This is a genomic window from Roseateles sp. GW821-FHT09G03, from assembly GCF_059416045.1.
Genome location: NZ_JBWKOK010000010.1, coordinates 101,038 through 122,443, shown reverse-complemented (window position 1 = coordinate 122,443; position 21,406 = coordinate 101,038). Strand labels below are relative to the sequence as shown.

General features: G+C 67.0%; 22 protein-coding genes. 16 read left to right on the top strand and 6 right to left on the bottom strand.

What is annotated here, in order from left to right:
• Positions 1–5 precede the first annotated feature (5 nt).
• From AC07OZ_RS27245 to fliR, 11 genes are all read left to right on the top strand, one after another.
• Complete coding sequence (locus tag AC07OZ_RS27245; RefSeq protein WP_495470168.1) at positions 6–869, top strand: FliH/SctL family protein; 864 nt, start codon at positions 6–8, stop codon at positions 867–869.
• A complete protein-coding gene (gene fliI / locus AC07OZ_RS27240; RefSeq protein ID WP_495470167.1) occupies positions 866–2,290 on the top strand; it encodes a flagellar protein export ATPase FliI in 1,425 nt (474 codons plus the stop codon). Before AC07OZ_RS27245 ends, fliI begins: the two co-directional genes overlap by 4 nt.
• Positions 2,291–2,324: 34 nt before the next feature.
• On the top strand, positions 2,325–2,795 hold the full coding sequence (fliJ, locus tag AC07OZ_RS27235) for a flagellar export protein FliJ (protein ID WP_067276196.1): 471 nt from the start codon (positions 2,325–2,327) through the stop codon (positions 2,793–2,795).
• A gap of 32 nt (positions 2,796–2,827) precedes the next feature.
• Complete coding sequence (locus AC07OZ_RS27230; protein ID WP_495470166.1) at positions 2,828–4,306, top strand: flagellar hook-length control protein FliK; 1,479 nt, start codon at positions 2,828–2,830, stop codon at positions 4,304–4,306.
• Positions 4,307–4,442: 136 nt separating this feature from the next.
• A complete protein-coding gene (locus AC07OZ_RS27225) occupies positions 4,443–5,024 on the top strand; it encodes a flagellar basal body-associated FliL family protein (protein ID WP_495470165.1) in 582 nt (193 codons plus the stop codon).
• Between the two features lie 25 nt (positions 5,025–5,049).
• Entirely contained in the window at positions 5,050–6,051 is a 1,002-nt protein-coding gene (fliM, locus tag AC07OZ_RS27220) for a flagellar motor switch protein FliM (protein WP_067276207.1), read from the top strand.
• Positions 6,044–6,484 (top strand): flagellar motor switch protein FliN, encoded by a 441-nt coding sequence (fliN, locus tag AC07OZ_RS27215; protein WP_088403384.1) that lies wholly within the window; start codon positions 6,044–6,046, stop codon positions 6,482–6,484. The genes fliM and fliN overlap by 8 nt, the downstream gene beginning before the upstream one ends.
• Positions 6,485–6,549: 65 nt before the next feature.
• Positions 6,550–6,915 (top strand): FliO/MopB family protein, encoded by a 366-nt coding sequence (locus AC07OZ_RS27210; RefSeq protein WP_495470164.1) that lies wholly within the window; start codon positions 6,550–6,552, stop codon positions 6,913–6,915.
• A gap of 13 nt (positions 6,916–6,928) precedes the next feature.
• Positions 6,929–7,741: a flagellar type III secretion system pore protein FliP gene (fliP, locus tag AC07OZ_RS27205; protein WP_495470163.1), complete on the top strand. Its 813-nt coding sequence runs from the start codon at positions 6,929–6,931 to the stop codon at positions 7,739–7,741.
• A 50-nt stretch (positions 7,742–7,791) separates the two neighbouring features.
• Complete coding sequence (gene fliQ / locus AC07OZ_RS27200) at positions 7,792–8,061, top strand: flagellar biosynthesis protein FliQ (protein WP_377161290.1); 270 nt, start codon at positions 7,792–7,794, stop codon at positions 8,059–8,061.
• A gap of 22 nt (positions 8,062–8,083) precedes the next feature.
• The gene (gene fliR / locus AC07OZ_RS27195) at positions 8,084–8,848 is read left to right on the top strand and encodes a flagellar biosynthetic protein FliR (RefSeq protein WP_495470162.1); all 765 of its coding nucleotides are present in this window, start codon (positions 8,084–8,086) and stop codon (positions 8,846–8,848) included.
• Positions 8,849–8,903: 55 nt separating this feature from the next.
• Here the strand turns inward: fliR and AC07OZ_RS27190 are convergent, their stop codons facing one another.
• The 6 genes from AC07OZ_RS27190 to AC07OZ_RS27165 form a co-directional block, all read right to left on the bottom strand.
• Positions 8,904–10,220, bottom strand: coding sequence for an ABC transporter permease (locus tag AC07OZ_RS27190; RefSeq protein WP_495470161.1), 1,317 nt, complete (start codon positions 10,218–10,220; stop codon positions 8,904–8,906).
• A 2-nt stretch (positions 10,221–10,222) separates the two neighbouring features.
• Complete coding sequence (locus tag AC07OZ_RS27185) at positions 10,223–11,392, bottom strand: ABC transporter permease (protein ID WP_495470160.1); 1,170 nt, start codon at positions 11,390–11,392, stop codon at positions 10,223–10,225.
• A 27-nt stretch (positions 11,393–11,419) separates the two neighbouring features.
• Entirely contained in the window at positions 11,420–12,115 is a 696-nt protein-coding gene (locus AC07OZ_RS27180; protein WP_495470159.1) for an ABC transporter ATP-binding protein, read from the bottom strand.
• Positions 12,116–12,179: 64 nt separating this feature from the next.
• On the bottom strand, positions 12,180–13,397 hold the full coding sequence (locus AC07OZ_RS27175) for an efflux RND transporter periplasmic adaptor subunit (RefSeq protein ID WP_495470158.1): 1,218 nt from the start codon (positions 13,395–13,397) through the stop codon (positions 12,180–12,182).
• Positions 13,398–13,559: 162 nt separating this feature from the next.
• Positions 13,560–14,207 (bottom strand): response regulator, encoded by a 648-nt coding sequence (locus tag AC07OZ_RS27170; RefSeq protein WP_088403375.1) that lies wholly within the window; start codon positions 14,205–14,207, stop codon positions 13,560–13,562.
• Positions 14,204–15,364: a hybrid sensor histidine kinase/response regulator gene (locus tag AC07OZ_RS27165; protein ID WP_495470157.1), complete on the bottom strand. Its 1,161-nt coding sequence runs from the start codon at positions 15,362–15,364 to the stop codon at positions 14,204–14,206. Before AC07OZ_RS27165 ends, AC07OZ_RS27170 begins: the two co-directional genes overlap by 4 nt.
• A gap of 282 nt (positions 15,365–15,646) precedes the next feature.
• On the opposite strand from AC07OZ_RS27165, the gene AC07OZ_RS27160 reads away from it, so the two are divergent.
• The 5 genes from AC07OZ_RS27160 to AC07OZ_RS27140 all read left to right on the top strand — a co-directional run bounded on the left by AC07OZ_RS27160 (position 15,647) and on the right by AC07OZ_RS27140 (position 21,299).
• Positions 15,647–16,105, top strand: coding sequence for a hypothetical protein (locus tag AC07OZ_RS27160; protein ID WP_067276237.1), 459 nt, complete (start codon positions 15,647–15,649; stop codon positions 16,103–16,105).
• 121 nt (positions 16,106–16,226) lie between these two features.
• Positions 16,227–16,589, top strand: coding sequence for a response regulator (locus AC07OZ_RS27155; RefSeq protein WP_067068294.1), 363 nt, complete (start codon positions 16,227–16,229; stop codon positions 16,587–16,589).
• 19 nt (positions 16,590–16,608) lie between these two features.
• Entirely contained in the window at positions 16,609–18,750 is a 2,142-nt protein-coding gene (locus tag AC07OZ_RS27150; protein WP_495470156.1) for a chemotaxis protein CheA, read from the top strand.
• Positions 18,751–18,821: 71 nt separating this feature from the next.
• Positions 18,822–20,732 carry a methyl-accepting chemotaxis protein gene (locus AC07OZ_RS27145; protein ID WP_495470155.1) on the top strand — a complete coding sequence of 637 codons (1,911 nt, stop codon included), beginning with the start codon at positions 18,822–18,824 and terminating at the stop codon, positions 20,730–20,732.
• A gap of 21 nt (positions 20,733–20,753) precedes the next feature.
• Positions 20,754–21,299, top strand: a complete 546-nt coding sequence (locus tag AC07OZ_RS27140; RefSeq protein ID WP_297531341.1) for a chemotaxis protein CheW — start codon at positions 20,754–20,756, stop codon at positions 21,297–21,299.
• Positions 21,300–21,406 lie beyond the last annotated feature (107 nt).

Here is a 21,406-nt window from a genome sequence, read left to right as displayed (position 1 = left end):
CACCGATGGTCACCCGCCCTCCCCGCCAAGTTCCGCCACCGCCGCGCGCCGACGGCGACCAGCAGCGCGGCAGCACCTATGGCCGCATCATTCCGCGCGAGGAGCTCTCCGGCTTCGCCGCGTGGAATCCCGGCGCGCTCGAAGGCGGCGCCGCACCGCGACGCCCGGCCGTCACGGCCCCGGCACCGGTTGAACCGCCGCCCCCGCCGCCGCCGCCCGGCCCGAGCGTCGAGGAACTGCTGCAGCAGGCCCGGCAGTCCGGCTACCAGGATGGCTATCGTGACGGCATGGCCGCGCTGGACGCCTTCAAGCAGAGCTTCGCCAAGCAGATCAGCGCCCAGGTGGGCCAACTGGTCGCGAGCTTCGACCAGGACCTGTCCGCCATGGAGCAGGACATGGCCGAGGCGCTGGCGCGCACTGCCGTCGAACTGGCCCGCCAGGTCGTCCGCAATGAACTGGAAACCGCGCCGGAACTCGTGTCCAAGGTGGCGCATGACGCCGTCGAGGCGCTGCTGATCAACGCCCGCCACGTGCGTGTGCGCGTGCACCCCGACGACCTGCCGCTGGTGCTGGAAGGCGCCGGCCAGGAGCTGCGCGCCCGCGAGGCCCAGGTCATCCCCGATCCCTCGCTCGCCCGCGGCGGTGTCAAGGTCGACGCCGACATCTGCAGCGTCGACGCCTCGTTGCCGGCGCGCTGGCAATCGGCGGTCGGCGCGCTGGGGCAGACCTCCGTCTGGGAGAACCGCCGCAGCGCCGCCGATGAACAACGCGACGCGCGGCTGGACTTCCGCCTCGAACCCACGCCCAGCCAGTACGGCGGCTTGCCCCACGGGACGAACCAAGGCGCGCCCGAGGACCGCGAGTCATGAGCGCACGCACCGACCGCTGGCGCCAGTACTTCGACGACCTGCAGGCCTTCGCCGGCAATGCGCCGCCGATCGAGCCGCAGGGCAAGCTGGTGCGCGTCGCCGGTCTGGTGCTGGAAGCCACCGGCGTCAAGGTGCCGGTCGGATCGGTCTGCGAGATCCACATGCCCTCGACGGCGGCCTCGCCGCGTCGCGGGCAGCGCCCGGTCACGGCGGAGGTGGTCGGTTTCTCCGGCGACCGCGCCTACCTGATGCCGACCGACGAGATCCAGGGCCTGGCCAGCGGCGCGATGGTGCTGCCGCGACCGGCGGCGCTGCATGGTCCCGTGCTGGGCGAGGAACGCCATCCCTGGCGTCGCGACGAGGACCGCGGCCTGCATCTGCCGATGGGCGACGGCCTGCTGGGGCGCGTCGTCGACCCGCAGGGTCATCCGATCGATCGCCGCGGCCCCTTGGCCGACATCCGCGATGAACCCATGGTCCGCCGCCCGATCAACGCGATGGACCGCGACCCGGTCCGCCGCCCGCTGGACACCGGCGTTCGCGCCATCAATTCGCTGCTGACCGTGGGCCGCGGACAGCGCCTCGGCCTGTTCGCGGGCACCGGCGTCGGCAAGTCCGTACTGCTGGGCATGATGGCCCGCTACACGCAGGCGGACGTCATCGTCGTCGGCCTGATCGGCGAGCGTGGCCGCGAAGTGAAGGAATTCATCGAGGACATCCTCGGCGAGGAAGGCCTGCGCCGCAGCGTCGTCGTCGCCGCGCCGGCGGACGCGCCGCCGCTGTTGCGGATGCAGGGCGCGACCTACGCCACCGCGATCGCCGAGCATTTCCGCGACCGCGGCCAGCATGTGTTGCTGCTGATGGATTCGCTCACCCGCTACGCCATGGCGCAGCGCGAGATCGCCCTCGCGATCGGCGAACCGCCGGCCACCAAGGGCTATCCGCCTTCCTGCTTCGCGAAGCTTCCGCAACTGGTGGAGCGCAGCGGCAACGGCCTGGCCGGCGAAGGCTCGATCACGGCCTTCTACACCGTGCTGTCCGAAGGCGACGACCAGCAGGACCCGATCGCCGATGCCGCCCGAGGCATCCTGGACGGCCACATCGTGCTCAGCCGCGAGTTGGCGGAGAGTGGGCACTACCCAGCGATCGACGTGGAACGGTCCATCTCTCGCGTCATGACCAGCGTGGCCGACAAGCGCCACGTCGAACTGGCGCGCCGTTTCCGGCAGTTGCTCGCGAAGTACAACAAGGCGCGCGACCTGATCCAGCTGGGCGCCTATCAGCCCGGCCACGATCCCGAGTTGGACATGGCGGTCCGCCTGCACGGCGACATGGACCGATTGCTCCAACAAGACATGCATTCCCCCGCTTCTTTGAACGATTGCCTCAATCAGTTGACCGCCACACTTAACTTTGCGTGATAGCTGCCGACATCCGTAAAGCGAGGTCATCGACATGAGTAGTTCCAATCTGCAGGCCCTGACCGTTCTCCTCGAACGCGCAGAGGCCGAGCGCGATGAAGCGTTGCGTCATCTGCAAGACGCGCAGTCGCGTGCGAACGCGGCGCGCAACCAGCATGACCAGCTGTCGCAGTACCGCACGGACTACCGCACCCGCTGGTCGCAGGAATTCGCCCAACGGACGACCGTGCAATTGCTGGGCTGCTATCAGAACTTCGGCCAGCGCCTGGACCAGGCCATCGGTCAGCAGGGCGGCATCGCGGACTACGCCGACCAGCGCCTGTCCGCCGCCCGAGACCTGGTGCGCGAGCGCGAACTGCGGGTCGCCTCGGTGCGCAAGCTGATCGAGCGCCGCCGCGCCGAGACGCTGCGCACCCAGATGCGCCAGGAACAGCGCGCCACCGACGAACAGGCCGCCCGCGCGGCCTCGCGCGGCGGCAACCCGATGTCCCGGCTGGTCGCCTGACCGCGGCCCGGTCCACCCGGAACCCCCTCGCCATGACGCAGATCCAGAACACCACCCCGATGCCGGGCGCCCTTGGCGGCCTCGGCGCGAACAACCCCGCCTACTCCGGCCGCAAGGACGGGGCATCGACGGACTTCTCACGCCTGCTCAGCCAGAGCAACCAGCAGTTGCAGAACCAGTCGGCGCAATCGGCCAAGACGGCCATGGCCCAGCTGCAATCGCAGCAGTTGGCGAGCCAGCAGGCACAGACGCAACAACAGGCCCGGCAGCTGGAAGCCCAGCAGCAGGCGCAGCGCCAGGAATCGGCACAGCCACCGAAGCCGGCATCCCCGCCCGCGCGCGCACCCGAGAACACCGCCGCGAAGGACGAGAGCAAGCTGGCCGCCCGCAATGCCGCCGCCCGCAACAGTGCGAACAAGGCCGAGGACGGCAAAGCGTCGTCCCGTGCCACGAAGGCGGATCCGGCCAACGCTGCTGAAGCACCGGACACGACCGACGCCGCTGACGCAACCGACCCGCAGGACGCGGTCAGGGCCGACGCGGCCAGCGGCAGGGACGCCGAACGCGTCGACGCCAAGGACGACGACGGCAAGGACAAGAAGGCCGCCAAGGATGCGAAGGACACCGGCGCGACCGCTGCCGAGCAGATCCTGGCCATGCTGCGGGGCGAGGCCCCGGCAGAGACCAAGACCCAGCCGCGCGCCGGCGCTGCCGAAGGCGACGAGGCGGGTGCCGAGGCTCTCCCCGGCGGCGCGCATGCCCACGGCAAGCAACCGACGACCGGCGATGTCCTGCGCGAGCGTCAGCAACTCCAACGCGAGCTGAGCCAGGCGGCCTCAGGCGCTGCTGGCGCGACCGAAGGCGCAGACAAGGCCGCCCAGACCGATGCGTTGCAAGCCGCATCCAGCGGCGCGCACGAGATCTCGATGGGCGACGGCGCTGCCAAGGGCCCGCAGCCGAGCTTTGAGGCTTTGCTCGCCGCGGCGCAGCAGACCGGTTCGGCGTCCGGCACGTCCGGAGCCGATGCGACGTCCGCGACCCAGGCCCCGAGCGTCCCGCTCAGCCAGCCTCTGGACAGCCCCGACTTCGCGCCGGAACTGTCCGCCAGCGTTAGCCTGCTGATCCAGGACGGCGTGCACGAGGCGCAGCTCCAGCTCAACCCGACCGAGATGGGTCCGGTGTCGATCAACATCCAGCTCGACGGCCAGCAGGCGCAGGTGAACTTCCATGCTCAGCACGCCGCGACCCGCGAGGTGCTGGAACGCAGCCTCCCTGATCTGGCAGCCGCCCTTCAAGCGCAGGGCTTGACCCTGAGTGGCGGCGGGGTCTTCGCCCAGTCGCAGTCCAGCGGCGGCCAGAATCGTGGCGATGGATCTGCTGACGGCGCCTCGAACGGCCAGGGTCGCCGGAGCGGCCGTGGCCAAGGCTCGGATGACGACGGCGCGATCGCCGCCGCCGGCCGGTCGGAGCGCCGCTCCGCACCGCGCGGGCTGGTCGATCTGTACGCCTGACGGTCGCCGAGTCTGACCGGAATCCGCCGCCTTTTCGCGCGTTGAGCGCTGTGGCGGCGCTTCACAATGGGAGACATTGCCGGGTCATCAGGCCCGGTTCCCCGCCAACGTCCCTCTTTTCATCACCGGAGCGCCCATGGCCACAGCCGCCGCAGGCAACGACGCCGCCGTCAAGGGCGGCGGCAAGAAGAAGCTGATCATCATCGTCGCCATCGTTCTGGTGGTGGTGCTGGTGGGCGTCGCCGCGTTGCTGATGATGAAGAAGAAGTCGCATGCCGACGACGAGGAAGGCGCCGCCGCCGACGAGAAGCCAGCGGCGGCCGCGCACGCCAAGCCGGGTACACCGCCCACCTTCGTCCCGCTGGACCCGTTCACGGTGAACCTGGCCGACAAGGAAGTCGACCGCTTCGCGCAGGTCGGCATCACGCTGGAAGTCGCCGACGCGCATTTCGCCGACCAGCTCAAGGCCTACATGCCGGCGATCCGCAACAACGTGCTGCTGGTGCTGTCGCACAAGACCTCGGCAGAACTGCTGAGCGCCGAAGGCAAGGAAAAGCTGGCCAAGGAAATCCGCCGCGAAGCCGTTCGCCCGATGGGCATCGAGCTCGACGACGAGGATGAGGACGAGGACGCCGCGCCCAAGAAGAAAAAGAAGAAGAAACGCCAGGTCGAGAGCCCGGTGACGCAGGTCTTGTTCTCCACTTTCATCGTGCAGTGACGGGCCGCACAGCAAGGAGCGCGCGATGAATCAGCAGATCCTTTCCCAAGACGAAGTCGATGCCCTGCTGCAGGGCATCACCGGCGAGAGCCAGAAGCTCGAGGCCGAAGAGGTCCAGACCGGCGGCATCCGCGAGTACAACCTCGCCAGCCAGGAACGGATCGTCCGTGGGCGCATGCCCACGATGGAAATCATCAACGAACGCTTCGCGCGGAACATCCGCATCGGGCTGTTCAACTTCATCCGCAAAAGCCCGGAAGTGGCCATCGGCGGCATCAAGGTGCAGAAGTACAGCGCCTTCCTGCGCGAGATCGTGGTCCCGACCAACTTCAACATCGTGTCGGTGAAGCCGCTGCGCGGCAGCGGACTCATCGTCTGCGATCCGACGCTGGTGTTCGCGGTGATCGACTCGCTGTTCGGCGGCATCGGCAAGTTCCACACCCGCATCGAGGGCCGGGATTTCTCCGCCACCGAGCAGCGCGTGATCCTGCGCCTGGTCGAAGTGATCATCCAGGAGTACACCAAGGCGTGGAAGGGCATCTATCCGCTGGAGCTGGAATACCAGCGCTCGGAGATGCAGCCGCAGTTCGCCAACATCGCCACGCCCAGCGAGATCATCGTGTCCACGTCGTTCACGCTGGAGATCGGCGAGACCAGCGGCACGGTGTACTTCTGCATTCCGTATTCGACGCTGGAGCCGATCCGCGACGTGCTGTACAGCACCACGCAGGGCGACTCGAGCGAACCCGACCGCCGCTGGGTCAACCTGCTCAAGCACCAGATCCAGTCGGCCGAGGTCGAACTGGTGGCGGAACTGGCCAAGGCCCCCGCGACGGTGGAACAGCTGCTGGCCTTCAAGCCGGGCGACTTCATCGAACTGGACCTGGAACAGATCATCCAGGCCAAGGTGGATGGCGTGCCGGTGTTCGACTGCCACTACGGCACCTCGAACGGCAAATATTCGATCAAGATTGAAAAGATGCTGACCGGCCCGGACGCCGGCTGGCTGGGAGCCCGCAATGGCTGACAACACCCCGATGGACGAACAGGACGCGATGGCCGCCGAATGGGCGGCGGCGCTGGCGGAAGCCGGCGGCGGCGGCAGCGAGGTCGCGGCCGAAGTGCAGCAGGTGACCGAACAGGTCGCGCCGGCCGCCTTCACCAACTTCTCGCCGACGCCGGGCAACCTGCCCGGCAGCGACATCAACATGATCCTGGACATCCCCGTCCAGCTCACAGTTGAACTCGGCCGCACGCGCATTCCCATCAAGAACATCCTGCAGCTGGCGCAGGGCTCGGTCGTCGAACTCGACGCGCTGGCCGGCGAGCCGATGGACGTGCTGGTCAACGGCTACCTGATCGCGCAGGGCGAGGTCGTGGTCGTGAACGACAAGTTCGGCATCCGCCTGACCGACATCGTGACCCCGTCCGAACGGATGCGGCGCCTCAGCAAGGCATAACCTGACCCCTCCTCAGCCCCACTCCGGTGGGGCTGAGGCGTTTCAGGGACGCATAATTCAACGCCATGAACAACAGCCTCGTCCCCCTGCTCTGGTTCCTGGCCATCCTGGCCTTGATTCCGGTCGTGCTCTGGCTCCTCAAGCGCACGCCGCTGGGCGGCGGCGCATTGGGCGGACAGCTGCGCACCGTGGCTCAGCTGGTCATCGCGCCGAGCCAGCGCATCGTCATCGTCGAGGTCGGCCAGAACGAGGACCGCCAATGGCTGGTGCTCGGCATCACCGGCCAGCAGATCCGGACGCTGCACGTGATGCCGCCGCAGGCGGACGCCGGCGCGGCGTTGCAGGCGGCGCAGCCGTCGTTCTCGTCGCTGCTCAAGCGCAGCCTGGGCGGCAGGCACGCCGATGGCCCCGGTTCGAGTACTTCGGCCTGATCGGGAACGGCGCATGACCGCTTCGACCTCCCACGCACCAGCCTTGCCGGCGCCCCACGCCAGGCGGTCGCCGCGACGCGCGCTGGGCATCGTCGGCGTGCTCGCGCTCGGCGGCCTCGGTGCCGCGGCCTGGGCCCAGCAAAGTGGCGCACCGGCCAGCGTGCCGCTGATCATCGGCCAGGGCGCGGGCGGCAACAGCTACTCGGTACCGATCCAGACGCTGCTGTTCTTCACCGCGCTCGGCTTCCTGCCGGCAGTGCTGCTGATGATGACCGGCTTCACCCGGATCGTGATCGTGCTGTCGCTGCTGCGTCAGGCGCTGGGCACGCAGGCGGCGCCGCCGAACCAGGTGATCGTCGGGCTGTCGCTGTTCCTGACCTTCTTCGTGATGAGTCCGACGCTGGACCGCGTCTACGCTGAGGCCTGGCAGCCCTACCAGGCCGGGCAGATCGGCTTCGAGGTTGCCCTCGACCGCGCCCAGGTGCCGATGCGCGCCTTCATGCTGAAGCAGACGCGCCAATCGGATGTCGCGCTGTTCGCCAAGCTGGCCAAGCTCGAACCCAACGTCGCGCCCGAGAACGTGCCCTTCCGCGTGCTGGTGCCGGCCTTCGTGACCAGCGAGCTCAAATCCGCGTTCCAGATCGCGTTCCTCATCTTCATCCCGTTCCTGGTGATCGACATGATCGTCTCCAGCGTGCTGATGAGCCTGGGGATGATGATGCTGTCGCCAGTGCTGGTGTCGTTGCCGTTCAAGCTGATGCTGTTCGTGCTGGCGGACGGCTGGAACCTGCTGCTGGGATCGCTGGCGGCCTCGTTCGCGCAGTAGCGGCACGCCCGTTCGACAGCGATTGGAACAGCGACTCCAAGGACAAGCTCATGGATGCTCAACAGGTTTTCTCCATCGGTCAGCAAGGGCTGTATGTGCTGCTGATGGTCGCCGCCCCCATCCTGCTGACGGTGCTGGCGGTCGGGGTGCTGGTGTCGGTGTTCCAGGCGGCGACGCAGATCAACGAATCGACGCTGTCGTTCGTGCCCAAGATCGTCGCCGCAGTGCTGGTGCTGGCGGTGGCCGGCCCCTGGATGATCACCACGCTGGTCGAATACATCCAGCGCACGCTGCAGAGCATCCCGCAGGCACTGGGCTGAGTCTTCCGCCGCCTCGATCCCGATGATCTCTTTCAGCGAAGCGCAACTGCTCGCCTGGATCAGCCCGATCCTGTGGCCGTTCATCCGCACGCTGGCGCTGTTCGCCGGGATGCCGGTTTTCAGCCAGCGTCAGGTGCCGGCACGCGTGCGCATCGGGCTGGCGCTGTTCATCGCCGTGGCGGCGCAGCCGTCGCTGCCAGCCATGCCGGCCATCCCGCTCGATTCGCTGCCGCAACTCCTGACGGTGACGGCACAACAGTTGCTGATCGGACTGGCGATGGGTTTCGCGGTGCGAGTGGTGTTCGCGGCGCTCGAATTCGCCGGCGAACTGATCGGCCTGCAAATGGGCTTGAACTTCGCGGGCTTCTTCGATCCGTCGACCGGCTCGCAAGGCACGTCGACATCGCGCTTCCTCGGCTCGATGGTGGCGTTCCTGTTCGTCGCGATCAACGGACATCTGATGCTGATCAACTCGCTGGTCGAGAGCTTCCAGGCCTTCCCGGTCGGCGAGGAACCCTTCCGCTTCCTGCGCATCGCGCAGCCGCAGGTGTGGGGCGCCGAGATCTTCCGCATGGGGCTGTGGATCGCGCTGCCGCTGATCACGATGCTGATGTTCGTGAACCTCGTGCTCGGCATCATCTCGCGCGTGGCGCCTCAGCTGAACGTGTTCTCGGTGGGTTTCCCGCTGACGGTCAGCATCGGCCTGGTCGGTCTGGTCGCGACACTGCCGCTGATGCATCAGCCGTTCATGATCGCGCTGGAGCGGATGCTCGCGGCGTTCAACTGATCACCGCGGCACTGCCGCCGGCCGATGCTTCCCCGCATCGACCGGCACTTTCATGTCAAAGCTCGCGCAGTGCCGTCGTGACCGGCAGGCTCGCCGCCCGCACCGCGGGGAACAGGCCACCGATGAAGCCGATGGCCAGGGCCCACTTCAGGCCTTCCCACAGCAGCTGACCGGAGACCCGCAGCTCGAAGCTCAGCTTGCCCACGGACCCGGCCGCCATCGTCGACGCCGCATGCCCGTTGAAGATCAGGTAGGCGATCCCGCCGCCGATGATGCCGCCGATCGCGGCCAGCAGCATCGTCTCCAGCATCACCGCCACGACCACCGGCAGTCCGGGGAAACCGATCGCGCGCAGCGTGGCGATCTCGCGGGCCCGCGTCGCAACAGCCGCGAACATGGTGTTCAACGCGCCGAACACCGCGCCAACCGCCATGATCGACCCGACCACGATCCCGATGATCCGCAGGATCTTGGTCATCTGCTCCGACTGCTTGGCGAAGAACGCCAGCGTCGTCGTGGCATCGACCTTCAACTGCGGATTGGCTTCGAGCGCCGCCTTGAACTCCTTGAAGGCCTTCGCATCGGTCAGCTTCACCGTCACCGAATTGCGGCTCGCGCCGCGCCGGTAGGTCTCGGCGACAACCGGCGCATCGGCCCACAGCTCCGATTCCATCGAGTCTCCCGACGCGAACACGCCCGTCACGGTCCACATCTGGCTGCCCAGGCGGATCTGCTTGCCGGGCTCCATGCCCTCGAACTGGCGCGCCGCGCCCTGGCCGACAATCAGTTCCTTCAGCCCCGGCTGGAACTTGCGCCCGGCGACGATCTTGACCTGCGGCCGCACCGCGAAAGCCTCGTCGCCGACACCACGCATCTGGACGCTGCCCTCCTCGTCGGTCTTCGTTCCCTTGACCGGCAGGTTGGCCGCGACCACCGTCTCGGCGGACAGCAGCGGCTCGCCCTTCGCGGACTTCGCGACGCCTGGCGCCTGCCCGATCTGCGTGATGTCGTCGCGCGTCATGACGGAGGCCACCTCCGCCGCCGAGGCGCCGCGCAGCACGATGGCCGTGTCCTCGCTGCCGGACTTGCGCAGCGTCTCCGAATAGCCCTCGGCCATCGCCAGCAGCGCCACCAGCACGCCGACGACGCCCGCGATGCCCACGACGATCACCGCCGACGAGCCGATGCGCTGCGGCAGCGTGCTCACGCCGACGCCGGTCACCGAGCGCGCCTGCGCACCACGTCGCGTCAGGAACATCCACAGCGCCAGCAGCACCGCCAGGCCGAGCGCACCGGCCCACGGCAGCATCACCCACGCCACCAGCACGAGCACCAGCAGCAGCACCAATCCCAGGTTCTTCAGGAATTTCATGGTCAGGCCCTCCCCGCCAGCGCATCGGTGATGTTCAACCGCATCGCATTCAAGGCCGGCAGCGCGCCGACGATCACGCCGAACAGCACCATCAGTCCGACGCCCGTGGCCCAGCTGTTCAAGCCGGCCGCCGGCAGGTTCAGCGTGCCGCCGCTGCCCGCGCTGACCGCCGGTCCGATGACGCTCGCCAGTCCCAGGCCGATGACACCGCCGATCACCAGCAGCAGCACCGACTCCGCCAGCACCATCGCCAGCACACTGCGGCCGGAGAAGCCGATCGTCTTCAGCACCGCGATCTCGCTGGTGCGCTCGCGCACGGCCTGCATCATCGTGTTGCCCGACAGCAGGAGCAGCGTGAAGAACACCGCCCCCATGATCGAGCTGACGATCAGTCCGATGTCGGCCACCTGCTTCATCCACGAGGCCATCGCCGCCTGCTCGGTCTGCGTGCGGGTCTCATGGTCCGAGTTGGCCGAGATCGCGTCGATCGCCTTGGCCACGCGGTCCGCCTGGTTCGCGTCCGCGACCCGGGTCACGTACCAGCCGACGGCGCCCTGGTTGTAGGGCGTCGTGTCGTCGAAGTACTTCCAGTTCAGCAGGAACATCTGGTCGTACCAGCCGCCGGACTTCTTGTCCGCGGCATGGATCAGGCCGACGATCTCGAACTGCCAGTTCTTGCTGCCGTTGCGGTCCGGGAAGATCGTCGACTGCAGCGGGATCTTGTCCCCGACCTTCCAGTTGAAGCGCTTGGCGAGGCCCTCGCCGACCAGCGCGCCGATGCGCGTCGTCGCGAAGGCCTGCCTGGCCTGATCGGTGACCTGCATCTCGGGATACATGTCGAGATAGTTCGGCGCGACGGCGAAGCTGAAGACCTGGTTGTGCGGATCCTGGTACGCCCCGCCGAACCAGTTCGCGTGGGTCACAAGCTTGACGCCGTCCACGGACTGGATGCGCTGCGTCAGCGCCATCGGCAAGGTCTGGATGAATGACAGCCGCGAGCCGGTCTGCAGCCGCGACGCGCCGTTGGCCGACTGGCCGGCCTGGTCGAAGGAGGTACGGACCGCGTCCAGCAGCCCGAACAGCAGGAACGCGGTGATGATGGACACCAGCGTCAGCACCGTCCGGAGCTTGCGCCGGAACAGCGCCGCCCAGATGAGATGAAGGTATTTCATGGCGAGCCTCTTCTTGGCGCCGCGGGGTCAGGCGGTCGCGGACACGGTCTGCTCGACCAGCGTGCCCTTGTCCAGGTGCAGCGTCTGGCGGGCACGCTCGGCGGCCTTCGGATCGTGGGTGACCATCACGATGGTCTTGCCATGGTCGCGGTTGAGCGCCTGGAGCAGCGCCAGCACGTCCTCGGCCGATTGACGGTCCAGGTCGCCGGTGGGTTCGTCGCAGACCAGCAGCGTCGGATCGGACACGATCGCCCGCGCGATGGACACGCGCTGCTGCTGGCCGCCGGAGAGTTCCGTCGGCTTGTGGCTGGCGCGGTCCGACAGACCCACCAGCTGCAGCGCGATCGCGGCGCGCTTCTTGCGCTCCGCCGCGGAGAGCTTGGTCAGCAGCAGCGGCAGCTCCACGTTGCGTTGCGCCGAGAGCGTCGGCATCAGGTTGTAGAACTGGAACACGAAGCCGACCCTGGCCGCGCGCCACTTCGCCAGCGCCGCGGAATTGAGCTGGTCGATGCGCTCGCCGCCGATGGCGATGCTGCCGCCGCTGGGCTGGTCGAGCCCGCCGATCAGGTTCAGCAAGGTCGTCTTGCCGGAGCCCGACGGGCCCATCAGCGCCAGGAACTCGCCTTGCTGCACGTCCAGGTCGATGTGGTGCAGCACCTCCACCTTCTGCTTGCCGCGGGTGTAGACCTTGGACAGGTCACGGATCTCGATCAGATTGCTCACGGTGACTCCTCGCTTCGGTTTCCAGGTACTCCGGCAGGGACGCTGCGTCCCCGCACTGTCGGCTTCACTTGCCGGCCGCCGGCTTGATCTCGCCGCCATCGCGCAAGGCTTCGGGCGGATTGAGGACGACGGTCTCGCCGGCTTTCACGCCGTCGAGCACCACCGCCTGATCGCCGACCGGCGTTCCCTGGCGCACCTTGCGCTGGGCGACGGCCTGGCCGTTCACGACGAACACGATGTCGCCGCCGTCGCGCGACGCGACGGCCGACTTCGGCACCAGCACGCCAGGCGGCGGCGCGGTCTGGGCACTTTCCTTGGCGGCCAGGAAGGACACGCGCACGCCCATGTCGGGCACGACGCGCTGGTCCTTCTGTTCGAGCGCCACGCGGACCTTGACGGTCGCCTTGCCGCGGTCGGCCGAGGGCACGACCGCGATCACGTGCGCCGGGATGCGCCAGTCGGGATAGGCGTCCAGCACGGCCTGGGCCGACATGTCGGCCTTGACCTGCCCGATATAGGCCTCGTTGACGTCGACGTCCACCTCCAGCGAGTCCATGTCGACGATGGTGCCGACGCCGGTCCGTGTGAAGCCGCCGCCGGCGGACAGCGGAGAGACGATTTCGCCGACCTGCGCGGCCTTGGCGGTGATGACGCCGGAAAACGGCGCCTTGACGACCGTGTAGTCGAAATTGACCTGGGCCTGCGTGGCCTGGGCGGCCGCGGCGTCGGCTTCGCGCCGGCGCGCTTCCAACTGCGCGGCATAGGCATTCACCGCCGTGCGGGCCTGTTCGGCGGATTGCCTGGTGGTCATGCCGCTGAGCGCCAATTCGTCCTGGCGCTTGAGATCGGACTGTGACTGCAGCCACTGTGCGCGCGTCGCCTCGATGTTGGCCTGCGCGCTCTTCACGTTGGCCCGGGCCATGTCCAGCGCGGCACGCAACGCGTGGTCCTCGAGCCGTGCCAAGACCTGACCCTTCTGGATCTTGTCACCTTCCTCGAACAGCACCTCGGTCAGTGTGCCGGTGATCTGCGTCGACACCGTCGCGGCACGACGCGCCGTCACGTAACCGGTCGCCTGCAGCACGGCGGTGCCGCCAGCGCCGCCACGCGCCTGCGCCGAGGCCGTCTCGACCTCCGGCACCTGCGACTGCCGCCACCACCACCAGCCGCCCGCGGCCAGCAATGCCAGCACCACCAGCGCCGCCAGCAGCCCCCAGACCCACCTGGGCGGTCCGCCGCCATGGTCGTCGCGCTCGTTCCCCTGGATGCGCAGCTCTTTCAACAGTGCGGTATCGATGACGGCCCCCTGTGTGTCAGTACGGGGCGCATTCTCCGAGGCGCCCCCTCCTCGTCAATGCTGACTTGCGATGAATGGCGGCTGGCTGGCGTGAACGTCCCCGGATGACGACGAACGGGGATGGCGGATTTCGACTTCGCCCCTGATTCAGCTTTCGACCAGTCCGTTGCGGATGGCGTAGACGGTCAGCTCGGAATTGTTGGACAGCGCCAATTTCTCCAGCACCCGCGCTCGATACACGCTCACCGTCTTCGGGCTGAGCATCAGTTCCTCGGCGATGTCCGACAGGCGCTTGCCGGAGGCGATCATCACCAGCGTCTGCAACTCGCGATCGGACAACTTCTGATGGGCCTGCTCCGGCGCCGGCGCGGTCAGGCTCTCCACCAGCATCTGCGCGATCTCGGGCGTCACGTACTTGCGACCCTGCGCCACCGTGCGCACCGCCTGCACCAGCAGTTGCGGATCGCCGCCCTTGTTCACGTAGCCGAAGGCCCCGGCGCGCAGCGCGCGGATCGCGTACTGGTCCTCGGGATACATCGACACGATCAGCACCCGCGTCGTCGTGCCCTCGTCCTTGAGCACGTGCAGCACGTCCAGGCCGCTGCGTCCCGGCATGTTGATGTCGAGCACCAGCACATCGCACTGCTTGTCGACCGGCAACGTGCGCATCAGGCTGCGCAACTCGCCGTAGTCGCCGGCCTCGCCGACCACCTCGATGTCGGGCGCATCGGACAAGGTGTCGCGGATCCCGCGGCGGATCAGCGCGTGGTCGTCGCAGAGGATGACTTTGATCATAGGGCGCCCCACGAGGAGGGATCATGCGCGGCACCGGTCGGGATCGGCTCCCCGTCGTCATCGAATTCGAAGTCGCCGATCATGCCGCGCAAGGGCACGGAGAGGATCAGTGCCGTGCCCTGCAGACCGCTGCTGAGATCCACCCAGCCGCCCACCGTCGCCGCGCGTTCACGCAAGCCGCGGATGCCGAAACTTCTGGCCTTGCTCAGGTCGCCCGGCGCGACGCCGTGACCGTTGTCCTTGATCTCCAGCGTCAGCACGCCGCCCTCCATGCTCAATTCCACGTCGACCTTGGTCGCCCCGGCATGCTTGGACACATTGGTCAGCGCCTCCTGCGCGCAACGGTAGGCCACCAGCGGGACGCCCGCCGGCAGTTGAAACTGTTCGCCGACATGCCGCACCGCGGTCGCGATGCCGGTCCGGCGCTCGAAGCGCGCCGCCAGCCACTGCACTGCTGCCAGCAATCCTTGTTCCAGGATGGCCGGCCGCAGGTTGTGCATGATGCGCTGGCTCGATTCGATGGCGCTGGTCACCGTCTCCAGCGCCGACTGCACGCGCTGCTGGACGTCGTCGTCCTTGCTGTGCCGCGCGATCCAGGCCAAGTCGAACTTCAGCGCCGTCAACGAGCCGCCCACGTCGTCGTGGATCTCCCGGGCGATCGCCGCCCGCTCCATTTCGACACTGGTCTGCAGGTGGCCCGCCAGCTCGTGCAGTTGCTGCTTGGACTTGAGCAGTTCGCGGTCGGCTTCCTGCCGCGCGAGTTGAGCCTCGCAGGACTCGATCGCGTGCAGCAGCGCCGGCGCCAGGCGCGCCAGGTTGTTCTTGAGCAGGTAGTCCGACGCACCGGTGCGCATTGCCGCGACCGCCGTGTCCTCGCCGATCTCGCCCGACACCAGCACAAACGGGAGCACCAGTTGCCGCTGCTTGATCATGTCCAGCACGACCAGGCCCGAATACCCCGGCAGGTTGTAATCGGAAATCACCGCATCCCAGGTCCGGTCAAGGGCTGCCTCAATATCGGGCAGCGTGTCCAGCCGCGTGATCTCGAATCGCAATCCGGCCCGTTGCAACTGGGCCAGGATCAGTTGGTGATCCAGGTCGGAATCCTCGATATGAAGCAGGCGCAGAGAGCGCTCGGCCAGGGGGAGAGTCGGCATGGCCGGGAGTATGCCAAGTTTGTCGCGTATCCCTCATCTATGCAGGGAGCCCCCACGCTTTATTCATCTGGAAACCGTAGAGTCTTGGGTTTACCCTTATCGAGATTTGTCACGGTCAAGTCGATGACCCACCGATCTGACCTATTGGGACGACTTTGCACGGTTAGTCCCGTCGACAGATGCGTGGCAAAAGCCGAAGATTCTTGCCAGCCGACAAGTCCGGGCGCATGTCTGAGTTGGGCAGACATGAAGACGCACCAGGACACCCTAAGTGGAGCCAAGATGCAAATCGATGAGACGTCGGTCGAGCCGGAAGGCACAGGACTGATGCCGCTGCTCGCCGCTGCCGAGCTGCAGGACCATCTGATGACGGTCAACAACGATCTCGAGCGCCTGCAGCGCCTGCTCGACGACGCCTGCGAGGCGTTGTCGACACATTTCTTCGGCGCGTCGAGCCTGGTGGACCAGATGCGCGAGCGTCTGCCGGAAGCCAAGGATCAGGATGCGCTTCAACAGCTGATGCTGCATCTGGCCGGTGCGATCACCGCGCTGCAGTTCCAGGACATGTCGACGCAGTTGATCGCGCACACCAGCCAGCGGCTGCGCAACTGTTCGGACCAGCTCGCCCGCGACACTTTCGGGGACGACGAGGACGGCATGGCCGTCGTCGAAACCGCGCCCCTGCGGCCCAATCCCGTCACGCAGGACGAGATGGATGCAGGTTCGGTCGAACTCTTCTGAATGTTCCCTCGATCCGTCCGTTAGGTCACGAAATCACCGGGCACCGTCACCAGACCGCCCTCAAGGTCCTCAAGAATCTTCAGGTCCACCCGAAAACCGCTTGTCATCCGGAGAACTCAAAATGCCCTCGATCCTCGCCGTAGACGATTCGGCCTCCATGCGCCAGATGGTCTCGTTCACCCTCAAGAATGCGGGTTTCAACGTCGTGGAGGCGGTGGACGGGCAGGATGCCTGGGAGAAGTCGTCTCAACGCGATTTCGACCTGGTGCTGACCGACCAGAACATGCCCCGGATGGACGGCATCAGCCTGACCAAGAAGCTGCGCGACAACCCCAAGTTCAAGACCACGCCGATCCTGATCCTGACCACCGAGTCCAGCGATCAGATGAAGCAGGCGGGTCGCGCGGCGGGCGCCACCGGCTGGCTGGTGAAGCCTTTCGACCCGGCCAAGCTGATCGAAGTGATCGGCAAGGTGATTCGCTGAAGGCTAGCTGGAGAGATTCATGGGAGATATGACCTCCGAGGGCGCAAACCTGGGCGCAGGCATCGACCTGAGCCAGTTCTACCAGGTCTTCTTTGAGGAAGCCGGGGAGAACCTCGACAACATGGAACAGCTGCTGCTGAATCTGGACATCGAGAATCCGGATGATGAGCAGATGAACGCGATCTTCCGCTGCGCCCACTCGATCAAGGGTGGCGCAGCGACGTTCGGCTTCAACGACGTGGCCGAACTGACGCATCAGATGGAGACGCTGCTGGACAAGCTGCGTCGCCATGAGCTGGCGCCGACCTCGCCGATGGTGGACGTACTGCTGCAGTCCGGCGACGCGCTGAAGGCGCAACTGGCCCGGCATCAGGGCTCGGGCGCCGACGCGGTGGACACCTCCGCCCTGCTGAGCAGCATCCGCACCCTGGTGGAAGGCGGCACACTGGATGGCACCCGTGCTCCCGCACCCGCTCCGGCCGCCTCGGCCGCGCCCGCCGCAGCCCCCGCGGCTCCTGCAGCGGCGCCGCTCAAGTCGAACGTCCGTCAGCTCGAGTTGCTCGTCGGCCCCCTGAGCAACACGGAACAGGCGGACAACCTCGTCGAACTGTTCAAGGAAATCACCGACCTCGGCACGATCGAGCCGCTGGACGGCGGCATCTCCGCCGACGGCATGCGTCGCTTCAAGGTGCTGACCAGCAGCACTGACAACGACCTGCTGGATCTGTTCACGTTCCACGTCTCGCGCGAGCAGGTCAAGCTGCTGCCGTTGAGCGAAGGCTTCGGCTTCCATGAAGGTGCGCCCGGCGCGCCGGTGGAAACCAAGAAGGACGAGGACCCCGGCTACGGCTTCTTCGACGACGCCCCCGGTGTGCCGGAAGCGACCGCCGCAGAAGCCAAGGCCGAAGCGCCCAAGGCCAACGTGCCGGCGCCCACCGCCAAGCCGGCCGCGCCCGCGCGCACCGACGTCGCCCCGCGCGCCGGCGGTGCAAGCCCGGACCAGTCCACGCTGCGCGTGTCCGTCGAGAAGGTCGATCAACTGATCAACCTGGTCGGCGAGCTCGTCATCACGCAGGCGATGCTGGCGCAGAACAGCCGCAACCTGGACCCGGGCCTGTACCAGCAACTGGCCTCCGGGCTGGCCGACCTGGAGCGCAATACACGCGACCTTCAGGAATCGGTCATGTCGATCCGCATGATCCCGATGTCGGTCGTGTTCAACCGCTTCCCGCGGATGTTGCGCGACCTGGCGGCCAAGCTCGGCAAGAAGGTCGAGCTGGTCACGCAAGGGGAAGCCACCGAACTCGACAAGGGCCTGGTCGAGAAGATCACCGATCCGCTGACCCACTTGGTGCGCAACAGCTGCGACCACGGCATCGAGTCACCCGCCGACCGCGTCGCCAAGGGCAAGCCCGAACAGGGCACGATCACGCTGGTCGCCTCCCACCAGGGCGGCTCCATCGTCATTGAAGTGCGCGACGACGGCCGCGGACTGAACCGCGAGAAGCTGATCCGCAAGGCCCGCGAAAAGGGCATCGACGCGCCGGACACCATGACCGACCAGGAGGTCTGGGGTCTGATTTTCGCGCCGGGCTTCTCGACGGCCGATCAGGTCACCGACGTTTCCGGCCGCGGCGTCGGCATGGACGTCGTGAAGAAGAACATCACCTCGCTCGGTGGCACGGTGGAGATCGACTCCGCCGAGGGTTACGGCATGAAGGTCTCGGTCCGCCTGCCGCTGACGCTGGCCATCATGGATGGCATGAGCGTGGGCGTCGGCGAAGAGGTCTACATCCTGCCGCTGTCGTCGGTGGTCGAGTCCTTCCAGGTCCAGTCCGACACGATCAAGACGGTCGGCGGATCGGGCCGCGTGGTCGAAGTCCGCGACGAGTACATGCCCGTCGTCGAACTCGAACAGGTGTTCAACGTGCCACGCTTCGACTTCGAGCATGTCAGCTCGATCATGGTCGTCGTCGAGGCCGAGGGCGGCCGCGTGGCGATGCTGGTGGACGAACTGCTCGGCCAGCAGCAGGTCGTGGTGAAGAACCTCGAGGCGAACTACCGCAAGGTGACGGACGTTTCCGGCGCAACCATCATGGGCGACGGTCGCGTGGCGCTGATCCTGGACGTGGGCAGCCTGGTGCGCCGCTCGCGTCATTGAGATTCCCGGGCGTTTTTGAATCAGGGCGGACGTCGGCCGGAAGGCCGGCGTTCAACGTATAAGAGGTAGACATGAATTTCAGCGCGTTGATGCGTCAATTCAGCATCCGGACTCGCATGATCGGCGCGATCGGCATCGTGCTGGCGCTGCTGATGGTGGTCGGCAGCGTGGGCCTGTTCGGCATGCAGTCGATGCGCGGCCAGACGCAGGAGTTCCTCGAGAAGTCGACCGCTCGCGGCAATCTGCTCGGCGACCTCGCGGGCACGATGGGCAAGCTCCGTGTCCACGAGAAGGACATGATCATCAACTACGAGAAGCCCGAGGTGGTCAAGGATCGCCACGCCAAGTGGGATGCCGCCCGCAAGAAGGCTTCGGAACAGTTGGCCGAGCTCGCCAAGCTCAGCGGCGCCGACGATCAGGACGCGATCAAGAAGCTGCAGACCGCGTTGGAAACCTACGCGGCGAAGTCTTCGAATGTGGTGACGCAGTTGGAAGCCGGTGCGTACGACCACGCCGCAGTGGCCGACCGGCTGCTGCAGCCGGCCAAGGACCAGGTGGTCGAGGCCGAGAAACAGCTCGATGAACTGGCGACGCGCCTCGAGGCCCAATCGGAATCGATGCGCAAGGGCATGGAAAGCACTCAGGGCGGCGTGCTGTGGACCTTCGGCCTGGTGCTGGTGTTCGCGGCGATCGTCGTGGTGCCGCTGACGCTGCTGAACATGCAGACGATCTGCGCCCCGCTGGCCGACGCCGAAGCCCTGGCTGCCGCGATCGCCGAAGGCGACCTGTCGCGCACGATGAAACCGGTCGAAGGCATCGATGAGGCCTCCAAGCTGATGCGCTCGCTGCACCACATGCAGGAAGCGCTGCAATCGATGGTCGGCCAATTGCGCACGGCCGCCGATTCGATCCGCACGGCCTCGGTCGAGATCGCCACCGGCAACCAGGACCTGTCCAGCCGGACCGAGCAGACCGCCTCCAACCTGCAGGAAGCCGCATCCTCGCTGGTCCAGCTGACCGGCACCGTCAAGCAGACCGCCGACTCGGCACGCACCGCCAACCAGCTGGCCTCCTCCGCGTCCGGCGCGGCGGCCAAGGGCGGCGAGGTGGTGAGCCAGGTCGTCTCGACGATGGACGAGATCAACGCCAGCTCCAAGCGCATCAGCGACATCATCGGCACGATCGACGGCATCGCGTTCCAGACCAACATCCTGGCCTTGAACGCTGCCGTGGAAGCCGCGCGCGCGGGCGAACAGGGCCGCGGCTTCGCGGTCGTGGCCGGCGAGGTCCGCTCGCTGGCACAGCGCAGCGCCGAAGCCGCCCGCGAGATCAAGACCCTGATCGGCGCCAGCGTCGAGCGTGTCGAGACCGGCTCGCGGCTGGTGCAGGAAGCCGGCAGCACGATGAGCGACATCGTCTCCAGCGTGCAGCGCGTGACGGACATCATCGGCGAGATCACCGCCGCGTCCAGCGAGCAGAGCGACGGCATCAGCCAGGTCAACCAGGGCGTCAGCAACCTGGACCAGATGACGCAGCAGAACGCCGCGCTGGTCGAGCAGTCCGCCGCTGCGGCCGAAAGCCTGAAGGACCAGGCCGAGCGACTGGGTGGCGTGGTCGACCGCTTCCGCGTGTCGGGCCATGCGCCGGCGCTGTCGGCGACGGCATTCACGGCCAAGTCCGACATCGCGACGAAGCCGGCCGCAGAGTCGACGCCGACGGCGCACACCGCCACGACCACGATGGCACCGGTCAAGCCCGCCGCGAAACTCGAAACGAAGGCCGCGCCGGCCAAGCCCGCTGCCGCGAAGACCGCGTTCAAGGCCAAGCCAGCCGCGACCACGGCCAAGTCCACCACCAAGACGGCGGCCAAGCCGCCCGTCGTCAAGCCCGCAGCCTTGCCCAAGGCCGCGCCCGCACCGTTCACTCCCAAGCCGGCAGCCCCGGCCACCACCGCCGACGACGGCGACTGGGAAACCTTCTAATCAGCCGCACGAGGTCAACACATGGAAATCGTCCAACAAACCGGCACGCAAGTCGTGCAAGCGAACTCTGGCGCGCTGGTCCCGCAAGGTGCCGCGAATGCCGCCCCCGCCAGCGGCGAGTACCTGACTTTCCGTCTGGGTCAGGAGGAATACGGCATCGACATCCTGAAGGTCCAGGAAATCCGGTCGTATGAGCAGCCGACCCGCATTGCCAACGCGCCCGATTTCATCAAGGGCGTCGTGAACCTGCGCGGCGTGATCGTGCCGATCGTCGACCTGCGCCTGAAGCTGGGCTGCGCGACGGCCGAGTACAACAGCTTCACCGTCGTGATCGTGCTGAACGTCAAGAACCGCGTCGTCGGCGCGGTGGTGGACTCGGTGTCCGACGTGCTGGAACTGAATCGCGACGTGATCCGCCCGGCGCCGGAACTCAGCGCCAGCACCGTCAATACCAGCTTCATCATGGGCATTGGCGCGGTCGCCGAACGCATGCTGATCCTGATCGACATCGAGGGTCTCATGTCCAGTGCGGACATGGGATTGATGGATGCGGTCACGATGGCCTGATCGAACGACGAAGACGCCCGGCCCGACCGGGCGTTTTTTCTGGTCGGTCCGCGCCGTGATGGCGCGTCAAGAGAGAGCGTGTTACGTGGGGGAATGGCGCCAGAGAG